Source organism: Nostoc sp. FACHB-892 (assembly GCF_014698795.1).
In the GTDB taxonomy this organism is placed as follows: domain Bacteria; phylum Cyanobacteriota; class Cyanobacteriia; order Cyanobacteriales; family Nostocaceae; genus Nostoc.
Genome location: NZ_JACJTR010000008.1, coordinates 31,674 through 47,282, shown reverse-complemented (window position 1 = coordinate 47,282; position 15,609 = coordinate 31,674). Strand labels below are relative to the sequence as shown.

General features: G+C 41.8%; 16 protein-coding genes and 1 other RNA gene. 13 read left to right on the top strand and 4 right to left on the bottom strand.

The window, feature by feature from the left end; all coding sequences use genetic code 11:
• The first annotated feature begins 89 nt into the window (after window positions 1–89).
• A complete protein-coding gene (locus H6G96_RS12995) occupies window positions 90–386 on the top strand; it encodes a hypothetical protein (RefSeq protein WP_242063269.1) in 297 nt (98 codons plus the stop codon).
• Here the strand turns inward: H6G96_RS12995 and H6G96_RS12990 are convergent.
• The 3 genes from H6G96_RS12990 to H6G96_RS12980 are packed head-to-tail and all read right to left on the bottom strand — an operon-like array spanning window position 345 to window position 4,155.
• On the bottom strand, window positions 345–2,705 hold the full coding sequence (locus H6G96_RS12990) for a hypothetical protein (protein ID WP_190911845.1): 2,361 nt from the start codon (window positions 2,703–2,705) through the stop codon (window positions 345–347). The two genes, H6G96_RS12995 and H6G96_RS12990, sit on opposite strands and share 42 nt — an antisense overlap.
• 6 nt (window positions 2,706–2,711) lie before the next feature.
• A complete protein-coding gene (locus H6G96_RS12985; protein ID WP_190911844.1) occupies window positions 2,712–3,485 on the bottom strand; it encodes a protein phosphatase 2C domain-containing protein in 774 nt (257 codons plus the stop codon).
• 10 nt (window positions 3,486–3,495) lie between these two features.
• Window positions 3,496–4,155 carry a VWA domain-containing protein gene (locus H6G96_RS12980; protein ID WP_190911843.1) on the bottom strand — a complete coding sequence of 220 codons (660 nt, stop codon included), beginning with the start codon at window positions 4,153–4,155 and terminating at the stop codon, window positions 3,496–3,498.
• Between the two features lie 270 nt (window positions 4,156–4,425).
• Between H6G96_RS12980 and H6G96_RS12975 the strand changes: the two genes are divergently transcribed.
• The 12 genes from H6G96_RS12975 to ssrA all read left to right on the top strand — a co-directional run bounded on the left by H6G96_RS12975 (window position 4,426) and on the right by ssrA (window position 14,004).
• Window positions 4,426–4,842 (top strand): XisH family protein, encoded by a 417-nt coding sequence (locus H6G96_RS12975; protein WP_190911842.1) that lies wholly within the window; start codon window positions 4,426–4,428, stop codon window positions 4,840–4,842.
• The gene (locus tag H6G96_RS12970; RefSeq protein ID WP_190911841.1) at window positions 4,830–5,159 is read left to right on the top strand and encodes a XisI protein; all 330 of its coding nucleotides are present in this window, start codon (window positions 4,830–4,832) and stop codon (window positions 5,157–5,159) included. The genes H6G96_RS12975 and H6G96_RS12970 overlap by 13 nt, the downstream gene beginning before the upstream one ends.
• 82 nt (window positions 5,160–5,241) lie before the next feature.
• Window positions 5,242–6,423 (top strand): class I SAM-dependent methyltransferase, encoded by a 1,182-nt coding sequence (locus tag H6G96_RS12965; protein WP_190911840.1) that lies wholly within the window; start codon window positions 5,242–5,244, stop codon window positions 6,421–6,423.
• 550 nt (window positions 6,424–6,973) lie between these two features.
• Entirely contained in the window at window positions 6,974–7,414 is a 441-nt protein-coding gene (locus H6G96_RS12960; RefSeq protein ID WP_190911839.1) for an ATP synthase subunit I, read from the top strand.
• Window positions 7,415–7,475: 61 nt separating this feature from the next.
• Window positions 7,476–8,237: a F0F1 ATP synthase subunit A gene (gene atpB, locus H6G96_RS12955; RefSeq protein ID WP_181984851.1), complete on the top strand. Its 762-nt coding sequence runs from the start codon at window positions 7,476–7,478 to the stop codon at window positions 8,235–8,237.
• Window positions 8,238–8,386: 149 nt separating this feature from the next.
• Window positions 8,387–8,632, top strand: a complete 246-nt coding sequence (gene atpE, locus H6G96_RS12950; RefSeq protein WP_012411162.1) for an ATP synthase F0 subunit C — start codon at window positions 8,387–8,389, stop codon at window positions 8,630–8,632.
• A gap of 182 nt (window positions 8,633–8,814) precedes the next feature.
• Window positions 8,815–9,246, top strand: coding sequence for a F0F1 ATP synthase subunit B' (locus tag H6G96_RS12945; RefSeq protein ID WP_190894666.1), 432 nt, complete (start codon window positions 8,815–8,817; stop codon window positions 9,244–9,246).
• Between the two features lie 194 nt (window positions 9,247–9,440).
• The gene (locus H6G96_RS12940) at window positions 9,441–10,013 is read left to right on the top strand and encodes a F0F1 ATP synthase subunit B (RefSeq protein ID WP_190911838.1); all 573 of its coding nucleotides are present in this window, start codon (window positions 9,441–9,443) and stop codon (window positions 10,011–10,013) included.
• Window positions 10,010–10,564: an ATP synthase F1 subunit delta gene (atpH, locus tag H6G96_RS12935; protein WP_190911837.1), complete on the top strand. Its 555-nt coding sequence runs from the start codon at window positions 10,010–10,012 to the stop codon at window positions 10,562–10,564. Before H6G96_RS12940 ends, atpH begins: the two co-directional genes overlap by 4 nt.
• Before the next feature lie 190 nt (window positions 10,565–10,754).
• Window positions 10,755–12,275, top strand: coding sequence for a F0F1 ATP synthase subunit alpha (gene atpA / locus H6G96_RS12930; protein WP_190911836.1), 1,521 nt, complete (start codon window positions 10,755–10,757; stop codon window positions 12,273–12,275).
• A 96-nt stretch (window positions 12,276–12,371) separates the two neighbouring features.
• Complete coding sequence (locus H6G96_RS12925; RefSeq protein ID WP_190911835.1) at window positions 12,372–13,319, top strand: F0F1 ATP synthase subunit gamma; 948 nt, start codon at window positions 12,372–12,374, stop codon at window positions 13,317–13,319.
• Between the two features lie 292 nt (window positions 13,320–13,611).
• Window positions 13,612–14,004: a transfer-messenger RNA gene (ssrA, locus tag H6G96_RS12920) on the top strand.
• A 430-nt stretch (window positions 14,005–14,434) separates the two neighbouring features.
• Here the strand turns inward: ssrA and H6G96_RS12915 are convergent.
• Window positions 14,435–14,890: a helix-turn-helix domain-containing protein gene (locus tag H6G96_RS12915; protein WP_190911834.1), complete on the bottom strand. Its 456-nt coding sequence runs from the start codon at window positions 14,888–14,890 to the stop codon at window positions 14,435–14,437.
• Window positions 14,891–15,609 lie beyond the last annotated feature (719 nt).

The following is a 15,609-nucleotide window of genomic DNA, read 5'->3' as shown; positions in this document are numbered from 1 at the left end:
AGATCATCTGTCGTTCTTTCAAAATAGTCATCCACTAGTTACACAACGGATAAGACAGCAGAAACCTGAAAATTTAGCCATTACATACAGTGATTACATTCGAGGAAAAAGTTAAAGGATGGCTGAATGTTATCAATAAATATAACAATCAAGCTTCTAAGTATGACAAATTAATATGGGGCTACAAGGGATTATGGGATGAAATAGAATATTTCAAAAATATAAAATTACTTGAATTTGATGCTAAAGCTTGTAATGTTTATGCTGAATTAGTTAAACAGAAAATTCGCGTTGGCACTCAAGATTTACGTATTGCGGCAATTACATTGTCAGTGAATAAGCTTTTAGTTACGCACAATCGCAAAGATTGCAATCCCAACAATTAAAAATAAAACCAACAAGATGCAATTAAAACACAACAACAATATGACTCGTTCAGTATTTGAAGTAGTTGTAGCGGTAGCTTTTATCAGTATTTTAGTTGTTACAGGTTGAATATGACGCAGGGCAAACGCACGTAATTTCTGAAATGCTTGCTGGATAACGATATTGATAAAAAAATAGCCTAAGCAGGAAAACGCCCAAACCTTTGCTATTAAAGGATTTATATACTTTAGATGCGTTTTTCCTGAAATATGAGGTGTAGAAACTGCCGATTGAGGAACATTAAATTGAGTTAACTTAATTGGTGATGAAGTAGCTGTATTGTTTGATGATATAAGCTGCCAAAAATTGATAGTCTTGTCAAAGCTAGCACTAGCAAGGATTTTACTATCTGGACTAAAAGCTACGGAACAAACCCAGTCGGAATGTCCTTTAAGAGTGTAGATTTCTGTTGCCGTAGCTACATTCCATAGTTTAATGTCACCACAACCCCCACTGGCGAGGGTTTTACCATCTGGACTGAAGGCAACCGAAGCAGCCGACGAGTCAGAATGCCCTTGGATAATGTGAATTTGCCCTCCTGTTGTAACATCCCACAGTTTGATAGTCGTTTCGGTACTCCCACTGGCAAGGATTTTGCCATCTGGGCTAAAAACTACGGAATGAAGCCTGGAGGAATGCGCTTGGAGAATGCGGATTTGCCCTCCTGTTGTGACATCCCACATGATAGTTTTGTCCAAGCTTGCACTGGCAAGAGTTTTGCCATCTGGACTGAAAGCTACGGAACGAACCCAGTCGGAATGCCCCTGAAGTGTGTAGATTTCTCTTCCTGTTGTGACATCCCACAGTTTGATAGTCTTGTCACGACTCCCACTGGCAAGAATTTTGCCATCTGGACTGAAAGCTACGGAATGAACCCAGTCGGAATGACCCTGAAGGGTGTAAATCTCTCTCCTTGTGCCTACATCCCACAATTTGATAGTCTTGTCATCACTCCCACTGACAATGATTTTGCCATCTGGACTGAAAGCTACGGAATAAACAGAGTCGGAATGCCCCTGAAAGGTGTAGATTTCTCTTCCCGTACCAACATTCCACAATTTGATGGTTTTGTCATAACTTCCACTGGCAAGGATTTTACCATCTGGGCTGAAAGCTATGGAACGAATCGAGTCGGAATGCCCTTGGAGGTTATGGATTAGCCCTCCTATTGCGATATTTTCTATAATTTTATTTGTGGCAAAAGCTTTAGGTTGTGATGTTGATACAGCAAAAGCAGATTGTTGTTTTGGTCTAGCAAACCCAGGAAATATATCAACACCAAGTTTTGTAGAACGATCGCACCAATAACACTTACCATAAGTTTGGCTGTAGTAGTGGCTGTCTACCTTTCCACAGATAGTTAACTCATTAACAGCAAGTCTGAGCGCCTTTACCCAATCCCCAGCAGTTGGACGCAAGTTAGAATTTTTATAACCATCGTTAAAGCATTTGAGAAAACATCGCTGAACCTCTGGGTGAATAATCTCAAGAGGAATTGTCCTTTCTACAGGTTGAATCAAACGGTTTGGTGCATACAGCCATAAACCCTGACGGATAAGTTCATTAGTTTCTGGAGTTTCCCCCGCACCTATCCACTTTCCTGCAAAAGGAGTTTGACCACCAAACAACAACTGATAGATAATGACTGCTAACCGGAAGCGATCGTGTACTTCCGTTTGATCGATACTAGAAAAATCTTTATCAATCAGTTCCGGTGGTGTAAAGCCCTCTGAACCAACTAGACAACGATAAACCTTATTATTTTTCGGATTCCGAACCTGAAATGAGTCAGTATCAATAATAGAAGGTAAGGCGCGATCGTTTACAAGAATATTTTGCGGTTTGATGTCACCCACAACATAGCCAGAAATGTGAATTGCTTCAATAATTGAGGCGATATTCAGCGCCGTTGTGTGCAAAAAACGCCAATCAACGCCAAGTTTTAAAGCCTTTTTTCTCTGGGGGTTGTATACATCAATAAGTTGTTTTGCTTCCTTAATTTCCGGCATCAAAAAGCCGACACAATCACCTTGAGCATCTTTCAATACCGACTTAGGCCAAGCAAAAGAAATATGATTGAGATGAGAGTTTGGCTCTTTGGGTCGGTGCGCTATCATCACCGCCAACTTTTGCACACGCTCAGGAGTTTGGTCGTGGTAAATTTTTGCTAAGTAACCATTGTGATTAGTTCGCCAAACCTGACCTTCACCACTCTTAGCTATTGGTTCACCCAGCAGAGCAATCGATTGACCCGTACTGGCACAGGTGAGAACTGTCATTGAATTTTACTCTCTATCAAACAAGCACAAAAGTAAGGTTTTATCATCGTCAGTGCGAGAATTTAGCCGTTCAGAGTTGAGGAATTGCGTTAGATATTTATCTTCATCCTCTGGATTAACAGGTTCGTGTAAGTATTCCTCCAAAGGTTTAAAGAAAGGCGAGAAGGGTTGCCAGTCACTTAAGCGAATTGCTACTTTTTCTAGTCCATCAGTGGAAGCACAAATAAACTCTTGTTTTTCGGGAATGACCTTTACCTGCATTTCTTTCAGTGCATTTGTTGAGGTGATAAAAGTTGTTTCATTAGCAAACTCACCTTTATCTGGCTGAAACAACAGTTTATATTCTGAATCTTGGGAACACATTACAATAAATCCATCCCCGATTTGCATAGCTGCAAGCCAGTCATGAGTTGCCACAAAAACTAGCAACGTACAAGCTAAATCATTAACAGAATAATCTCCTTCATCTGCTTGCGTCTGTAATTTTGTAATAACTTGGTTTACAATCTTAGCAAACACTCTCTGAGCTTCTTCTTTGTCAAGTGGTTGAGAAAAAGCTTGCTTATAAGGAAATTCATTAATATCAGAAAAGCATTTCAGTACTGTTTCTACCGCCAACTTAGAACCAATATCAGAATATTTAGCACTACCAGCACCATCAGCAACAGCGCCTACAATCACATCATCAAAGATGCAATATTTCCCATAATCTTGACAAACTATCCCCTGTTTTTGATGACTTGTTCCAATCTCGGAACGTGCAACAGCTTTCCACTTCACAAAATTTCCTCTAACTGATAATTTGACCCCATCCCATAGCCGGTAAAGCTACAGCTTGCCCCACTTTGCCACTAGAAACCCGTTTCATTGAAGCAGAAAGCCAGACAAACATCTCACGAAAATCTAAGCCATTGAGCATAATTGGTAGACGTTCAGGAACAGAAATTTGTTTGAGAATATTCATATCAGCACCCTGTACACCAACCGCAAAAAATGAAAGTCGACGTTGTGCTTCTGCTTCTCTCATCCTTTGCGCGGCTGATTGCCAGGAGTCAGTTGGCGCTCCGTCTGTAATCAAAAACACCCAAGGGCGATAATAAAGAATACCGTTGTCTTTATAAGTCTGTTTCCGGCTTTCTAGAAAATCCAAAGCATACTCAATTGCCCCACCCATTGGGGTAACACCATCTACTTCCAATGTAGGCGGTGTAAATTGGTCAATCGTCACAAAGTCTTGCGTGAGTTTAACTATAGGGCCAAATGTAATCATGGCTACTTCTACACTCAGCGATGCTTGGGAATCTTTTAGTACATCTGCTTTGAAAGCAGCAAGTCCTCGATTTAACTCTTGGATAGGCTGACCTGACATAGAGCCAGAAGTATCGAGTAACAGAATTACAGGGCAACGATTTTCTGGATTCTCAACGAATTCCGGCATTCCTACAGCCATTTAATGCTCCTTGATAAGTAAGTTTTTATACAAAATTCCAATTAAGTTTATTAGATAATAGATACTTAAGCAGTAGTGTTTTTACTGAAACAACTTCTCTAACTAAAATATATGGGCTGATGGCGATGTCTACGACGGGCTGCGCCTACGCAATTATTTGTCTACCTGAAATGTCCAGCATTCGCTAAACTCAGAATTGCTGCAATATTGCTCGTGAAATGTTAGGCTCCCATACTGCTAGCGCTACTGTTGCCAGATTTTACGATACCTATGCCTTCTAAAGATATATTTCATCAATCTGTCCGCACTGCTTTAGAAAAAGATGGTTGGATAATTACCCATGATCCACTGCATCTAAAAGTTGATGATATTGAATTTTTTGTGGATTTAGGAGCAGAAAGACTATTAGCAGCACAAAAACAAGGTCAAAAAATAGCTGTAGAAATTAAATCCTTTGTAGGTGCATCTGAAGTAACAGAATTTCATCTCGCTTTAGGTCAAACCTTGAATTATCGACTAGCATTAAAAAAAGAAGAACCAGAACGCATTCTATATCTAGCTATTAGCCAAGATACATACCAAGACTTTTTCTCACGTCAATTTATTCAAGATTCTTTAAAAGAATATCAAATTAAACTTTTAATATTTAATTCCTTAAGTCAGGACATTGTTTTATGGAAGGAATAAATTACTCTCAAATCATTCAAGATATTTTAAGTAACCATTCCGCGAATGATGTGGCTAATGGGACAGAGGTTCAATTGTTGTTTGACGCAGAACGCCATCATTATCAAGTCTTAAATATTGGCTGGAAAGAACAACGGAGAATTTATGGAGTCATCATTCATGTTGATATCAAAGACAAAAAAATTTGGATACAAAGAGATGGTACAGAAATCGGCATCGCTAATGAATTAATTGCTGCTGGTGTATCTAAAGAAGATATTGTATTAGGATTTCATGCTCCTTATAAACGCGAATTTACTGACTTTGCTGTTGGATAATTAGCAGGAAATAAGTAATAGTAATCTTTGCCCTAATGATCCACTATCCGTTAAACTCAGAAATGCTGCGTTATTCCTCATCATGTCCGATTCCCAAAGTGTTAGTGCTGCTGTTGCCAAACTCTACAATACTTACCCCTTTCCGCCAGAAGCCCTGTTGGATGAACCACCCCCAGGCTACAACTGGCGCTGGAATTGGCTAGCTGCTCATAACTTCTGCACAGGTCAAAAACCCCAAAGGCAAGATATTCGGATTTTAGATGCAGGTTGCGGCACTGGTGTGAGTACAGAGTACTTAGTTCACCTTAATCCTCAAGCTTCTGTTGTGGGAATTGATCTCAGTACTGGCGCTTTAGCTGTAGCAAAAGAACGTTGTCAGCGTTCAGGGGCTACCCGCGTTGAATTTCATCACCTCAGCTTGTTTGATGTGGAACAGTTACCGGGTGAGTTTGATTTAATCAACTGTGTTGGTGTTTTGCATCATACCTCCGATCCAATTCGCGGTATTCAAGCTTTGGCGAAAAAGTTAGCCCCAGGCGGCTTAATGCACATTTTTGTGTACGGGGAATTGGGACGCTGGGAAATTCAACTCATGCAAAAAGCGATCGCACTTCTTCAAGGTGACAAAAAAGGCGACTACCGCGATGGTGTCCAAGTCGGACGACAAATATTTGCCTCCTTACCAGAAAATAACCGAATTGTCAAATACGATAAACAGCGTTGGTCATTAGAAAATCACAAAGATGAAAACTTTGCGGATATGTACGTACATCCCCAGGAAATTGACTACAACATTGAGACGCTGTTTGAATTAATAGATGCTTCGGGATTGGAATTTATTGGTTTCTCAAATCCGAGTTTCTGGGATTTGCAGAGACTTTTGGGCAAAGCACCAGAGTTAGTTGAACGAGCAAAAGATTTGAGCGATCGCCAGGTTTACCGCCTGATAGAATTACTAGATCCAGAAGTAACTCATTACGAATTTTTCCTCGGTCGTCCTCCCTTAATTAAGTCCGACTGGTCAGACGATAACGCCCTACTGGCAGCCATTCCCGAACTTAATCCTTGTATTGAAGGATTTCCCAGCCAATGTTTCTTTAATTACGATTACCAGATTGTTAATTTATCTGTACCAGAGTTTGAATTTATGCAAAAATGTGATGCTAATTCAACAGTGGCAGATATTTTAACAGGTGTGCAACTGGGATTGGATGGGGTAAGAACGCTTCTTCAGCAGCAGCTGATTTTATTGACACCTGCTTAATTACACTTGACATTTGATACTAAGTTAAGATTTGTCAATTTATACTCGTCGTGAGCAGCGATCGCCCATCACCACTTTTGGCAAATTAATGTAAATTAGGAAAGTGCCTAAGAAACAGGGTATTGTACATCCCAAAAGTTGGAGCTTTCTGGAATTCAGCAGTGGTGCGATGTTTAATGACTTGCCGCTACTCTACGATTTTTGATTTGCGGCACGTTCATACGCTCCTCAAGCACCAGTTGATTTTATTGACACCGACTTAATTCAAACACCAAGATGTTATGTAACGACTTTGGAGGAGAATTATTCACTCAAAAAAACTGGAATTGGAAGAAATTTTGAATTTTCAGGCAACAACTATTGATTATTGAATCCCTCGCTCTCTCACATCATCAGGCGCTCTCTCGCTTCTGTGAGCGCGATCTTACTGACTGTGTAACGTTGCCAAGAAGTTAATTGTTTTTTCCTAAAGTATTGTTACCGGATCGTGATATGATTCAGCTGACTGAATGTGCAGTCATCATATTTAACTGTACTGGTTTCAAGTCCCGTGAGCTTGTCAGACGAATCAATTGCGCCCACTCCGACAACGCAACAAGATGCTAAAACTGGTTCTGGAGACACAGAATCAGGTAACTCCATGCAAGAGTTCCATCAACTCTTCCAGCGATTGTTGGTAATCACGCTTGTCTTGACGGGGGTTATTTTTATCTCTGTGTGGATTTTTTATTCCTTAAACATTGCCCTAAATTATTTAATTGGGGCGTGTACAGGTGTGGTTTACTTAAAAATGTTGGCTAGAGACGTTGAGCAGCTTGGTAGTGAGAAAACCAGTCTGAGCAAAACTCGTTTTGCTCTCTTTATTGGAGTGATGATCGTGGCAAGTCAATGGCGTGAGCTACAGATTCTGCCCATTTTTTTGGGATTTTTAACTTACAAAGCCACGCTCCTCGTCTATATGGTGCAAATTGCGTTCATTCCTGATTCTTAAAAAGTCAGGCTCACTAAAGATAGTAATCCCATCCTCGCTCGTTGGGGAAAAAGCTTGAAGAATGCAAATGCTTAGTGTCTTAAACGCCTTTAATTCTTTTCCCCTCGCTGCATTAGAAGTAGGTCATCATTTCTACTGGCAGTTGGGCAATCTTAAAATTCATGGGCAAGTTTTTCTCACCTCATGGTTTGTGATTAGCATTTTAGTAGTGGCTTCAATCGCTGCTACTCGCAACGCACAAAGAATTCCCAAGGGCATCCAAAATTTGATGGAATATGCCTTAGAATTTATCCGTGATTTGGCAAAAAACCAACTTGGTGAGAAAGAGTACCGCCCTTGGGTGCCATTTATTGGCACATTGTTCTTGTTTATTTTCGTATCGAACTGGTCAGGCGCACTAATTCCCTGGAAGCTCATCAGGCTACCTTCGGGCGAATTGGCAGCTCCCACCAATGACATCAATACGACTGTTGCATTGGCATTGCTAACCTCCTTAGCGTACTTTTACGCAGGTTTTAGCAAACGGGGTTTAGGCTACTTTAAGAAATATATAGAGCCAACACCTGTTTTGTTGCCGATCGCAATTCTAGAAGATTTCACCAAGCCCCTCTCCCTAAGCTTCCGTCTATTTGGTAATATTTTGGCGGATGAGTTGGTAGTAGCGGTGCTGGTGCTGCTAGTTCCTCTATTTGTACCTCTGCCTGTAATGGCCTTGGGTTTATTTACCAGTGCCATCCAAGCCCTGGTTTTTGCCACCCTAGCCGGAGCATACATTCATGAGGCAATGGAGGGGCATGGCGGAGATGAACATGAGGAGCATTAAACTTCTCAGTTGATAGCACGGTTCCAAGAGCATTTTCGCTCAAAACATCGCAAAGCGCGATCAAATGAACTCATGTGCAGCGTGAAAACCACGTTTCTAATCGTTAACGTACTTTTGTTAGTTTTGTAATCAAAGCAAGGAAAATCAACATGGATCCATTAGTTCAGGCTGCTTCAGTTCTCGCTGCTGCTTTAGCGATTGGTTTAGCTGCAATTGGCCCTGGTATTGGTCAAGGAAACGCTGCTGGACAAGCAGTAGAAGGTATTGCTCGTCAACCTGAAGCAGAAGGAAAAATTCGCGGTACTCTGCTATTAACCTTGGCATTCATGGAATCCTTAACTATCTATGGTCTAGTAATTGCCCTAGTATTGCTGTTCGCTAATCCTTTCGGCTAATACCTGAAAATTTTCGCGAGTGTGGAGACGTGAATCATCACGCCTCTACAATCGAAATGTTTTGGGTATCTCAATAGTTATAATGTTCAGTTGACCCTTGTTGGCTATGGGTCTCTAAAATATGAAAGGTTGGATGATGTTGCTAGCCATGAAAACTGCTACTCCAGCCAAAGAGGAGACAAATGTTTGATTTCGATGCTACCTTGCCCTTCATGGCATTGCAATTCCTGCTATTGGCAGCTTTGTTGAATGCAATTTTCTATAAGCCACTGACCAAGGTACTAGACGATCGCGATAGTTACATCCGAACGAATACCCTTGAGGCGCGGGAGAGCTTGGCTAAAGCCGAGCGCTTGGCTACCGAATATGAGCAGCAACTCGCAGACGCTCGCAGACAATCGCAAGCTACCGTAGAAGCAGCTCAACTTGAAGCTAAGAAAATTACTGCCGAGAAAATTGCTGAAGCCCAAAAAGAAGCTCAGTCTCAACGAGAACAAGCTTCTGTTGAAATAGAACAACAAAAGCAAGAAGCTTTTCGTACCTTAGAGCAACAAGTTGATGCTCTAAGCAGACAGATTCTAGAAAAACTATTGGGGCCAACTCCAGTTAGATAAGCTAACCAGACTGGCTCCGTGAAAGCATACGCGCAGCTGGGCCCTAGTCCAGAGCGCAAAATTTAAGTGTCAAAAAAAGGCACTTTTTCCCTTCTGGGGAAAGATACTTAAATTTCTGTACCGGGAAAAGATACTTAATTTCATTTCCCTAGAGGAAAATACAACGTATTAGCAAGCGAGCAGCGCACTTGTAAATGGGTATCATGGGGACATTCTTATTACTTGCCGCAGAAGCGAACGCTGTTCACTCTGAATTGGCAGAAGGCGCAGCAGAAGGTGGTTTCGGTCTAAACCTAGACATTTTTGAAACCAATCTGATCAATCTAACGATTCTGATTGGCATATTATTCTACTTCGGACGTAAAGTTTTAAGCAATATCCTGAACGAGCGACAATCCAATATTGCCACCGCAATTCAGGAAGCCGAAGGGCGCTTAAAAGAGGCAAAGACTGCCCTTTCCCAAGCACAAGAGCAGTTGAAGCAATCTCAGGCAGAAGCAGAACGTATTCGCCAATCGGCCGTAGAAAACGCTCAAAAGACAAAAGAAGCCTTGTTAGCGAAGGCAGTGCAAGACGTAGAACGCCTGAAACAAACAGCAGCAGCAGATTTAAACACCGAAACAGAGCGAGCGATCGCTCAACTACGGCAACGAGTTGCTACACTAGCATTGCAGAAAGTCGAATCACAACTCAAAGGCGGGATTGCTGACGATGCTCAACAAGGTTTAATTGATCGCAGCATCGCACAACTGGGAGGCAATGTATGACAAGTCAGGTAGCGACAGCTGAAGTAGCCCAACCCTACGCACAGGCACTTTTGTCAATAGCGCAATCGAAAAATTTGACAGAAGAATTCGGGGAAGATGCGCGGACTTTCCTGGGACTGTTAAGAGCAGACAAACAGCTACACAACTTCTTCAGCAACCCGTTTATTCAGGCTGAGAACAAAAAAGCTCTCATCAAACAAATACTCGGTGAAGGCTCTAACCCCTACTTACGCAACTTTTTGTTGGTACTAGTAGACAAACGCCGCATTGCATTCTTGGAATCTATTTTTCAACAATATCTGGCGCTGTTGCGGCAGCTGAATCAAACCGTATTAGCGGAAGTAGTTTCAGCCGTTCCCCTCACAGAAGCTCAACAGCAGGCAATCACAGAAAAAGTGATTGCCATAACTAATGCTCGCCAGGTAGAACTAGAAACCAAGGTAGACAGTGAGTTAATTGGTGGTGTGATCATTAAAGTAGGTTCGCAAGTAATTGATGCCAGTATCCGGGGTCAGCTGCGCCGCCTTTCATTGCGCTTAACCAACAGCTAGAAGGTTAGGAGTTAGAAGTTAGGAGTTAGGAGTTAAAAGTTAGGAGTTAGGAGTTAAGTAAACAATAATTTATTTTGACTTTTAACTTTTAACCTTTGCTTTTTTAACTCATCACTCTTAACTCATCACTCTTAACTCATCACTCCTAACTATTGAATTTTCCCGTCTCAAAAGCAAACAAGATAGACACATGAGCATATCAATTAGACCTGACGAAATTAGCAGCATTATCCAACAACAAATCGAGCAATATGATCAAGAGGTCAAAGTTGCTAACGTTGGTACCGTCCTACAAGTAGGTGACGGTATTGCCCGGATTTATGGTCTGGAAAAGGCTATGTCTGGGGAACTTTTGGAATTTGAAGATGGTACAATTGGCATCGCCCAAAACTTAGAAGAAGACAATGTGGGCGCGGTACTCATGGGTGAAGGGCTAGAAATTCAAGAAGGTAGCTCTGTAACCGCTACCGGTAGAATTGCCCAAGTACCCGTAGGAGAAGCTTTAATTGGACGAGTTGTAGACGCTTTGGGTCGTCCCATTGATGGTAAGGGAGACATCAAGACTTCAGACAGCCGTTTGATTGAATCTCCAGCACCTGGTATCATTGCTCGTCGGTCAGTACACGAACCCATGCAAACGGGTATCACAGCTATTGACTCAATGATTCCTATCGGTCGTGGTCAACGAGAATTGATTATCGGTGACCGTCAAACTGGTAAAACTGCGATCGCGATCGACACAATCATCAACCAAAAAGAAGAAGATGTAATTTGTGTATACGTTGCGATCGGTCAAAAGGCTTCCACCGTAGCTAACGTGGTGCAGACATTGCAAGAAAAAGGCGCAATGGATTATACCATCGTCGTCGCAGCTAGTGCCAGTGAACCAGCAACACTACAATACCTAGCTCCTTACACAGGCGCAACTATTGCTGAGTACTTTATGTACAAAGGCAAAGCTACGCTGGTAATTTACGACGATCTTTCCAAACAAGCCCAAGCTTATCGCCAAATGTCACTACTGCTACGTCGCCCACCCGGACGCGAAGCTTACCCCGGTGATGTATTCTACATTCACTCCCGCTTGCTAGAAAGAGCAGCAAAGCTGAGTGATGAATTAGGTAAAGGCAGTATGACCGCCCTACCAATCATCGAAACCCAAGCTGGTGACGTTTCAGCATACATCCCCACCAACGTAATTTCCATTACTGATGGTCAGATATTCCTATCTTCTGACTTGTTCAACGCTGGTATCCGTCCGGCTGTGAACCCCGGTATTTCCGTATCCCGCGTGGGTTCTGCGGCGCAAACCAAGGCAATGAAAAAAGTTGCTGGTAAGATTAAATTGGAACTAGCCCAATTTGACGACTTGCAAGCCTTCGCTCAATTTGCTTCTGACTTAGATAAAGCCACTCAAGACCAGTTGGCACGGGGTCAACGGTTACGCGAACTCCTCAAGCAGCCACAAAATTCGCCACTCTCGGTATACGAGCAAGTAGCAATTCTTTACGCTGGTATCAATGGTTACCTGGATGACGTTCCTGTAGATAAAGTCACAACCTTTACCCAAGGTCTGCGGGAGTACTTAAAGACTGGTAAAACCCAGTATGCCGAAGGAGTAAGAGCCTCCAAAGCACTAGGTGATGCAGAAGAAGCTGCCTTAAAGGAAGCACTTACCGAATACAAGAAGACCTTCAAAGCAGCAGCGTAATTAAAGTGAGGAGTGAAGAGTTAAGAGTTAAAAGTTAATGAAATACTCCTAGCTCTTAACTCCTAACTCCTAACTCCTAACTCCTAACTCAAGAATATGGCCAATCTAAAAGCAATACGCGATCGCATTCAGTCGGTCAAAAATACCAAAAAAATCACAGAAGCCATGCGTCTCGTAGCTGCGGCTAGAGTGCGGCGGGCGCAAGAACAAGTGCTAGCGACTCGCCCCTTTGCTGATCGCTTGGCACAAGTATTGTATGGTTTGCAAAGCCGTCTGCGGTTTGAAGAAGCAAACCTACCACTACTGAGAAAAAGAGAAGTTAAGTCAGTCGGGCTATTGGTAATTTCAGGTGATCGCGGTCTATGCGGCGGCTACAATAGTAACGTTATCCGTCGTGCAGAAAACCGCGCCAAAGAAATCAAAGCAGAAGGTTTAGACTATAAATTTGTGCTTGTAGGGCGTAAAGCTACACAGTACTTTCAACGCCGCGATCAGCCTATTGATGAGACTTACAGTGGCTTAGAGCAAATTCCTACCGCAGCCGAAGCCAACCAGATTGCCGATCAACTACTTTCCTTGTTCCTTTCCGAAGAAGTAGACCGCATCGAATTAATCTATACCAGATTTGTCTCCTTGGTTAGCTCTCGTCCTGTGATACAAACCTTACTACCACTCGATCCACAGGGACTAGAAGCAGGCGATGACGAAATCTTTCGCTTGACAACCCGTGGTGGTCAATTTCAAGTCGAACGGGAGAAAGTGACTAGCCAAGTCCGTCCGTTGGCTCCTGATATGATTTTTGAGCAAGATCCAGTGCAGATTCTCGATTCACTGTTGCCCCTGTATCTGAGTAACCAGCTATTGCGAGCGCTCCAAGAATCGGCGGCTAGTGAACTAGCAGCCCGGATGACAGCCATGAGTAATGCCAGTGAAAATGCCGGTGAACTGATTAACACCCTTACGCTGTCTTACAACAAAGCCCGACAAGCTGCAATTACCCAAGAACTTCTTGAGGTTGTAGGCGGTGCTGAAGCACTAACTTAGGAAAATACCTGTTGTGGATTATGGGAAATAGCCAATTGCTAATGGTTTTAAAATTAGCGATTGGCTATTTTGAGTAATTAGAGCTATACATCCTAACTTGATTATTAACAGGACTTACGCAATCAATAGCCAAAAGCCTTATTGTCACGTAGGGGCAATTCATGTAGACGCAAAGCGGCTTCCCGCAGGGTATTGCCCCTACCGCATATAGTTTTGCGTAAGTCCTAATTAATTACGAATTACGAATTACGAATTCAAGAATTGCGTATTATAATTGAATTATGAAGCGCATGGGTCCGTCACGGTTTCGACAGGTTGGCGAACGCTGCTCTGTGATTCAGGTCGAGAGTGAGTCTCCTCTCGGAAATCAAAGGCTCAAACAAAAAGTAAATGCGAATAACATCGTTAGCTTTGCTCGTAAGCCTGCTCTAGTAGCAGCTGCCTAAAAACCTCTTACAGGTTCGAGCGTCTTTAGTTTGACTCCGTTAAGGACTGAAGACCAACCCCCAACGGATGCTCTAGCAAGCGTTCTCTGGTTGGCTTGCTAGCTAAGATTAAATCAGAGCATCCTACGTTCGGGATAATGAACGATTCCCGCCTTGAGGGTCAGAAAGGCTAAACCTGTGAATGAGCGGGGGGTCAATACCCAATTTGGACAGCAGTTCGACTCTGCTCGGATCCACTAAAAATAGTTAACAAGTCCACCTAGTAATTTACTATCAAGGTGGATTTTGTTTTTTGCCATGTAAAGACAGCTAGTTATACAGCAGTTTTCCTTTGTATAAAGTACAAAGCTACGGGCTTTCAGGCAGGAGGTAGAAACTCTTTATCTTTATATTTAAACCCTAAGTCCTGCATTTTGTACCTTACTTGCAACCTGCTGTATTTCCCCTTATTGACCTGACTTCAACCCTATTGAAATGTTATGGTCACAACTAAAAGCTTTTCTGTGTCGTTTTGCACCAAAGACTTCGGAAACGATTGATAAGTTGCTAATTGCTATGTTACTCAGCTTTCCTCAACACTTCCAAAATTGGTTTACCTATTGTTTTTATTGTATCTCCTAACAGCAAAATCCTCTGTAAGTGGGATAAATTATAGGATAGATTTAGGCTTTAATTATTTTGTTCCTGGGGTTGTTTACGTGGGCTTCCAAACCTTCTTCCCCTTGTTTTAAGTACCCGTCTTAATCGGTCTGCACTCAAGCTTACTTGACGCTCAGATGCCAGTTTTTTTGCGAGTTGCTTTGAGTTATAAGTCTCCGGCTCTTGGGCTAAACAATTTTCTAGATAAACCAAGTCTGATTCCGAATATCGGGGTTTTCCTCCTCGACCAGGAGCGTCCCACAGACCTGCTAAACCCATCTTTTCCCAACGATGAAGGGTTTGACGTACTGTTGAAATTGCCCAGTTCAAGCCTTTAGCAATTTGCTCATTTTTTAAGCCACGAGTATTCAGCAGTAAAACTTGAGCACGATCCTTGGTGCGTTGAGGAACATCTTTGGCCTTTCTTAACTCTTCTAAAGTCAACTTTTCTTCTTCAGTTAAAAAGACTTTCAATCGGCATCCCATAAAAAATAACCTTTCACACAATTAATTTTTGTCATTTTTATGCCTATTCACCGAACAAGGCAAAAATTAAAACTTAGAAAAAGCAGAATTCAATCTCTCTGAAAAACCTAAATTTATTTGTGGTAATTTTTTTACTTTTTAATTGCATATACTTGTTTTATTGGTATTTAATAACACACTAGAGGCACTAGGCTACAAGTATTAAAGATGCCGACACCTAAAAGGCTACTATTCAATAAGTATTAGCTTGAGAACGCTATCAAAACTTGCCATATATCATTAGTAATAGATTGATGTAAAAAGGTAGGCGTATCAAAAATGATGTTATTAGACTGTTTAGGCATATTTGTTTAATAGCCAAAGCCTCTAGCTTATGCCTACAACGTCAATAATTGGCTGGGTTTACCTGATTAATGTATAAGGTCGATAATACAGAACTGTATCATTAAATTTCTGGGATTATTCGTATGGTTACGGAGATTCATCGAAACTTTAAAAATGGTTTTTACCTTAGTTTAGACATTGGATATCCAAAATAAAGATATACAAGCCTAGCTCCTTTTTATTCAAATCAGCTCTGGGAATGTGTCTTCATGGTCTCCAAAAAAATATCTGTTTTCTTAAGTTTACATAAAATTTATATTTTATGTAGCAAAATCCTTATTTGAGGCAAAAAGTGTTAAATAGTTTATTGAAAGAACAATGCTATCAGCCTATTA

Coding starts and splice junctions, on each gene's coding strand:
- H6G96_RS12980 (WP_190911843.1), bottom strand. CDS start 4,155: ATGGCTGTAGGAATGCCGGAATTCGTTGAGAATCCAGAAAATCGTTGC.
- H6G96_RS12970 (WP_190911841.1), top strand. CDS start 4,830: ATGGAAGGAATAAATTACTCTCAAATCATTCAAGATATTTTAAGTAAC.
- H6G96_RS12990 (WP_190911845.1), bottom strand. CDS start 2,705: ATGACAGTTCTCACCTGTGCCAGTACGGGTCAATCGATTGCTCTGCTG.
- atpH (WP_190911837.1), top strand. CDS start 10,010: ATGACAAGTCAGGTAGCGACAGCTGAAGTAGCCCAACCCTACGCACAG.
- H6G96_RS12925 (WP_190911835.1), top strand. CDS start 12,372: ATGGCCAATCTAAAAGCAATACGCGATCGCATTCAGTCGGTCAAAAAT.
- H6G96_RS12945 (WP_190894666.1), top strand. CDS start 8,815: ATGTTTGATTTCGATGCTACCTTGCCCTTCATGGCATTGCAATTCCTG.
- H6G96_RS12975 (WP_190911842.1), top strand. CDS start 4,426: ATGCCTTCTAAAGATATATTTCATCAATCTGTCCGCACTGCTTTAGAA.
- H6G96_RS12965 (WP_190911840.1), top strand. CDS start 5,242: ATGTCCGATTCCCAAAGTGTTAGTGCTGCTGTTGCCAAACTCTACAAT.
- atpB (WP_181984851.1), top strand. CDS start 7,476: ATGCAAATGCTTAGTGTCTTAAACGCCTTTAATTCTTTTCCCCTCGCT.
- H6G96_RS12915 (WP_190911834.1), bottom strand. CDS start 14,890: ATGGGATGCCGATTGAAAGTCTTTTTAACTGAAGAAGAAAAGTTGACT.
- H6G96_RS12940 (WP_190911838.1), top strand. CDS start 9,441: ATGGGTATCATGGGGACATTCTTATTACTTGCCGCAGAAGCGAACGCT.
- atpE (WP_012411162.1), top strand. CDS start 8,387: ATGGATCCATTAGTTCAGGCTGCTTCAGTTCTCGCTGCTGCTTTAGCG.
- atpA (WP_190911836.1), top strand. CDS start 10,755: ATGAGCATATCAATTAGACCTGACGAAATTAGCAGCATTATCCAACAA.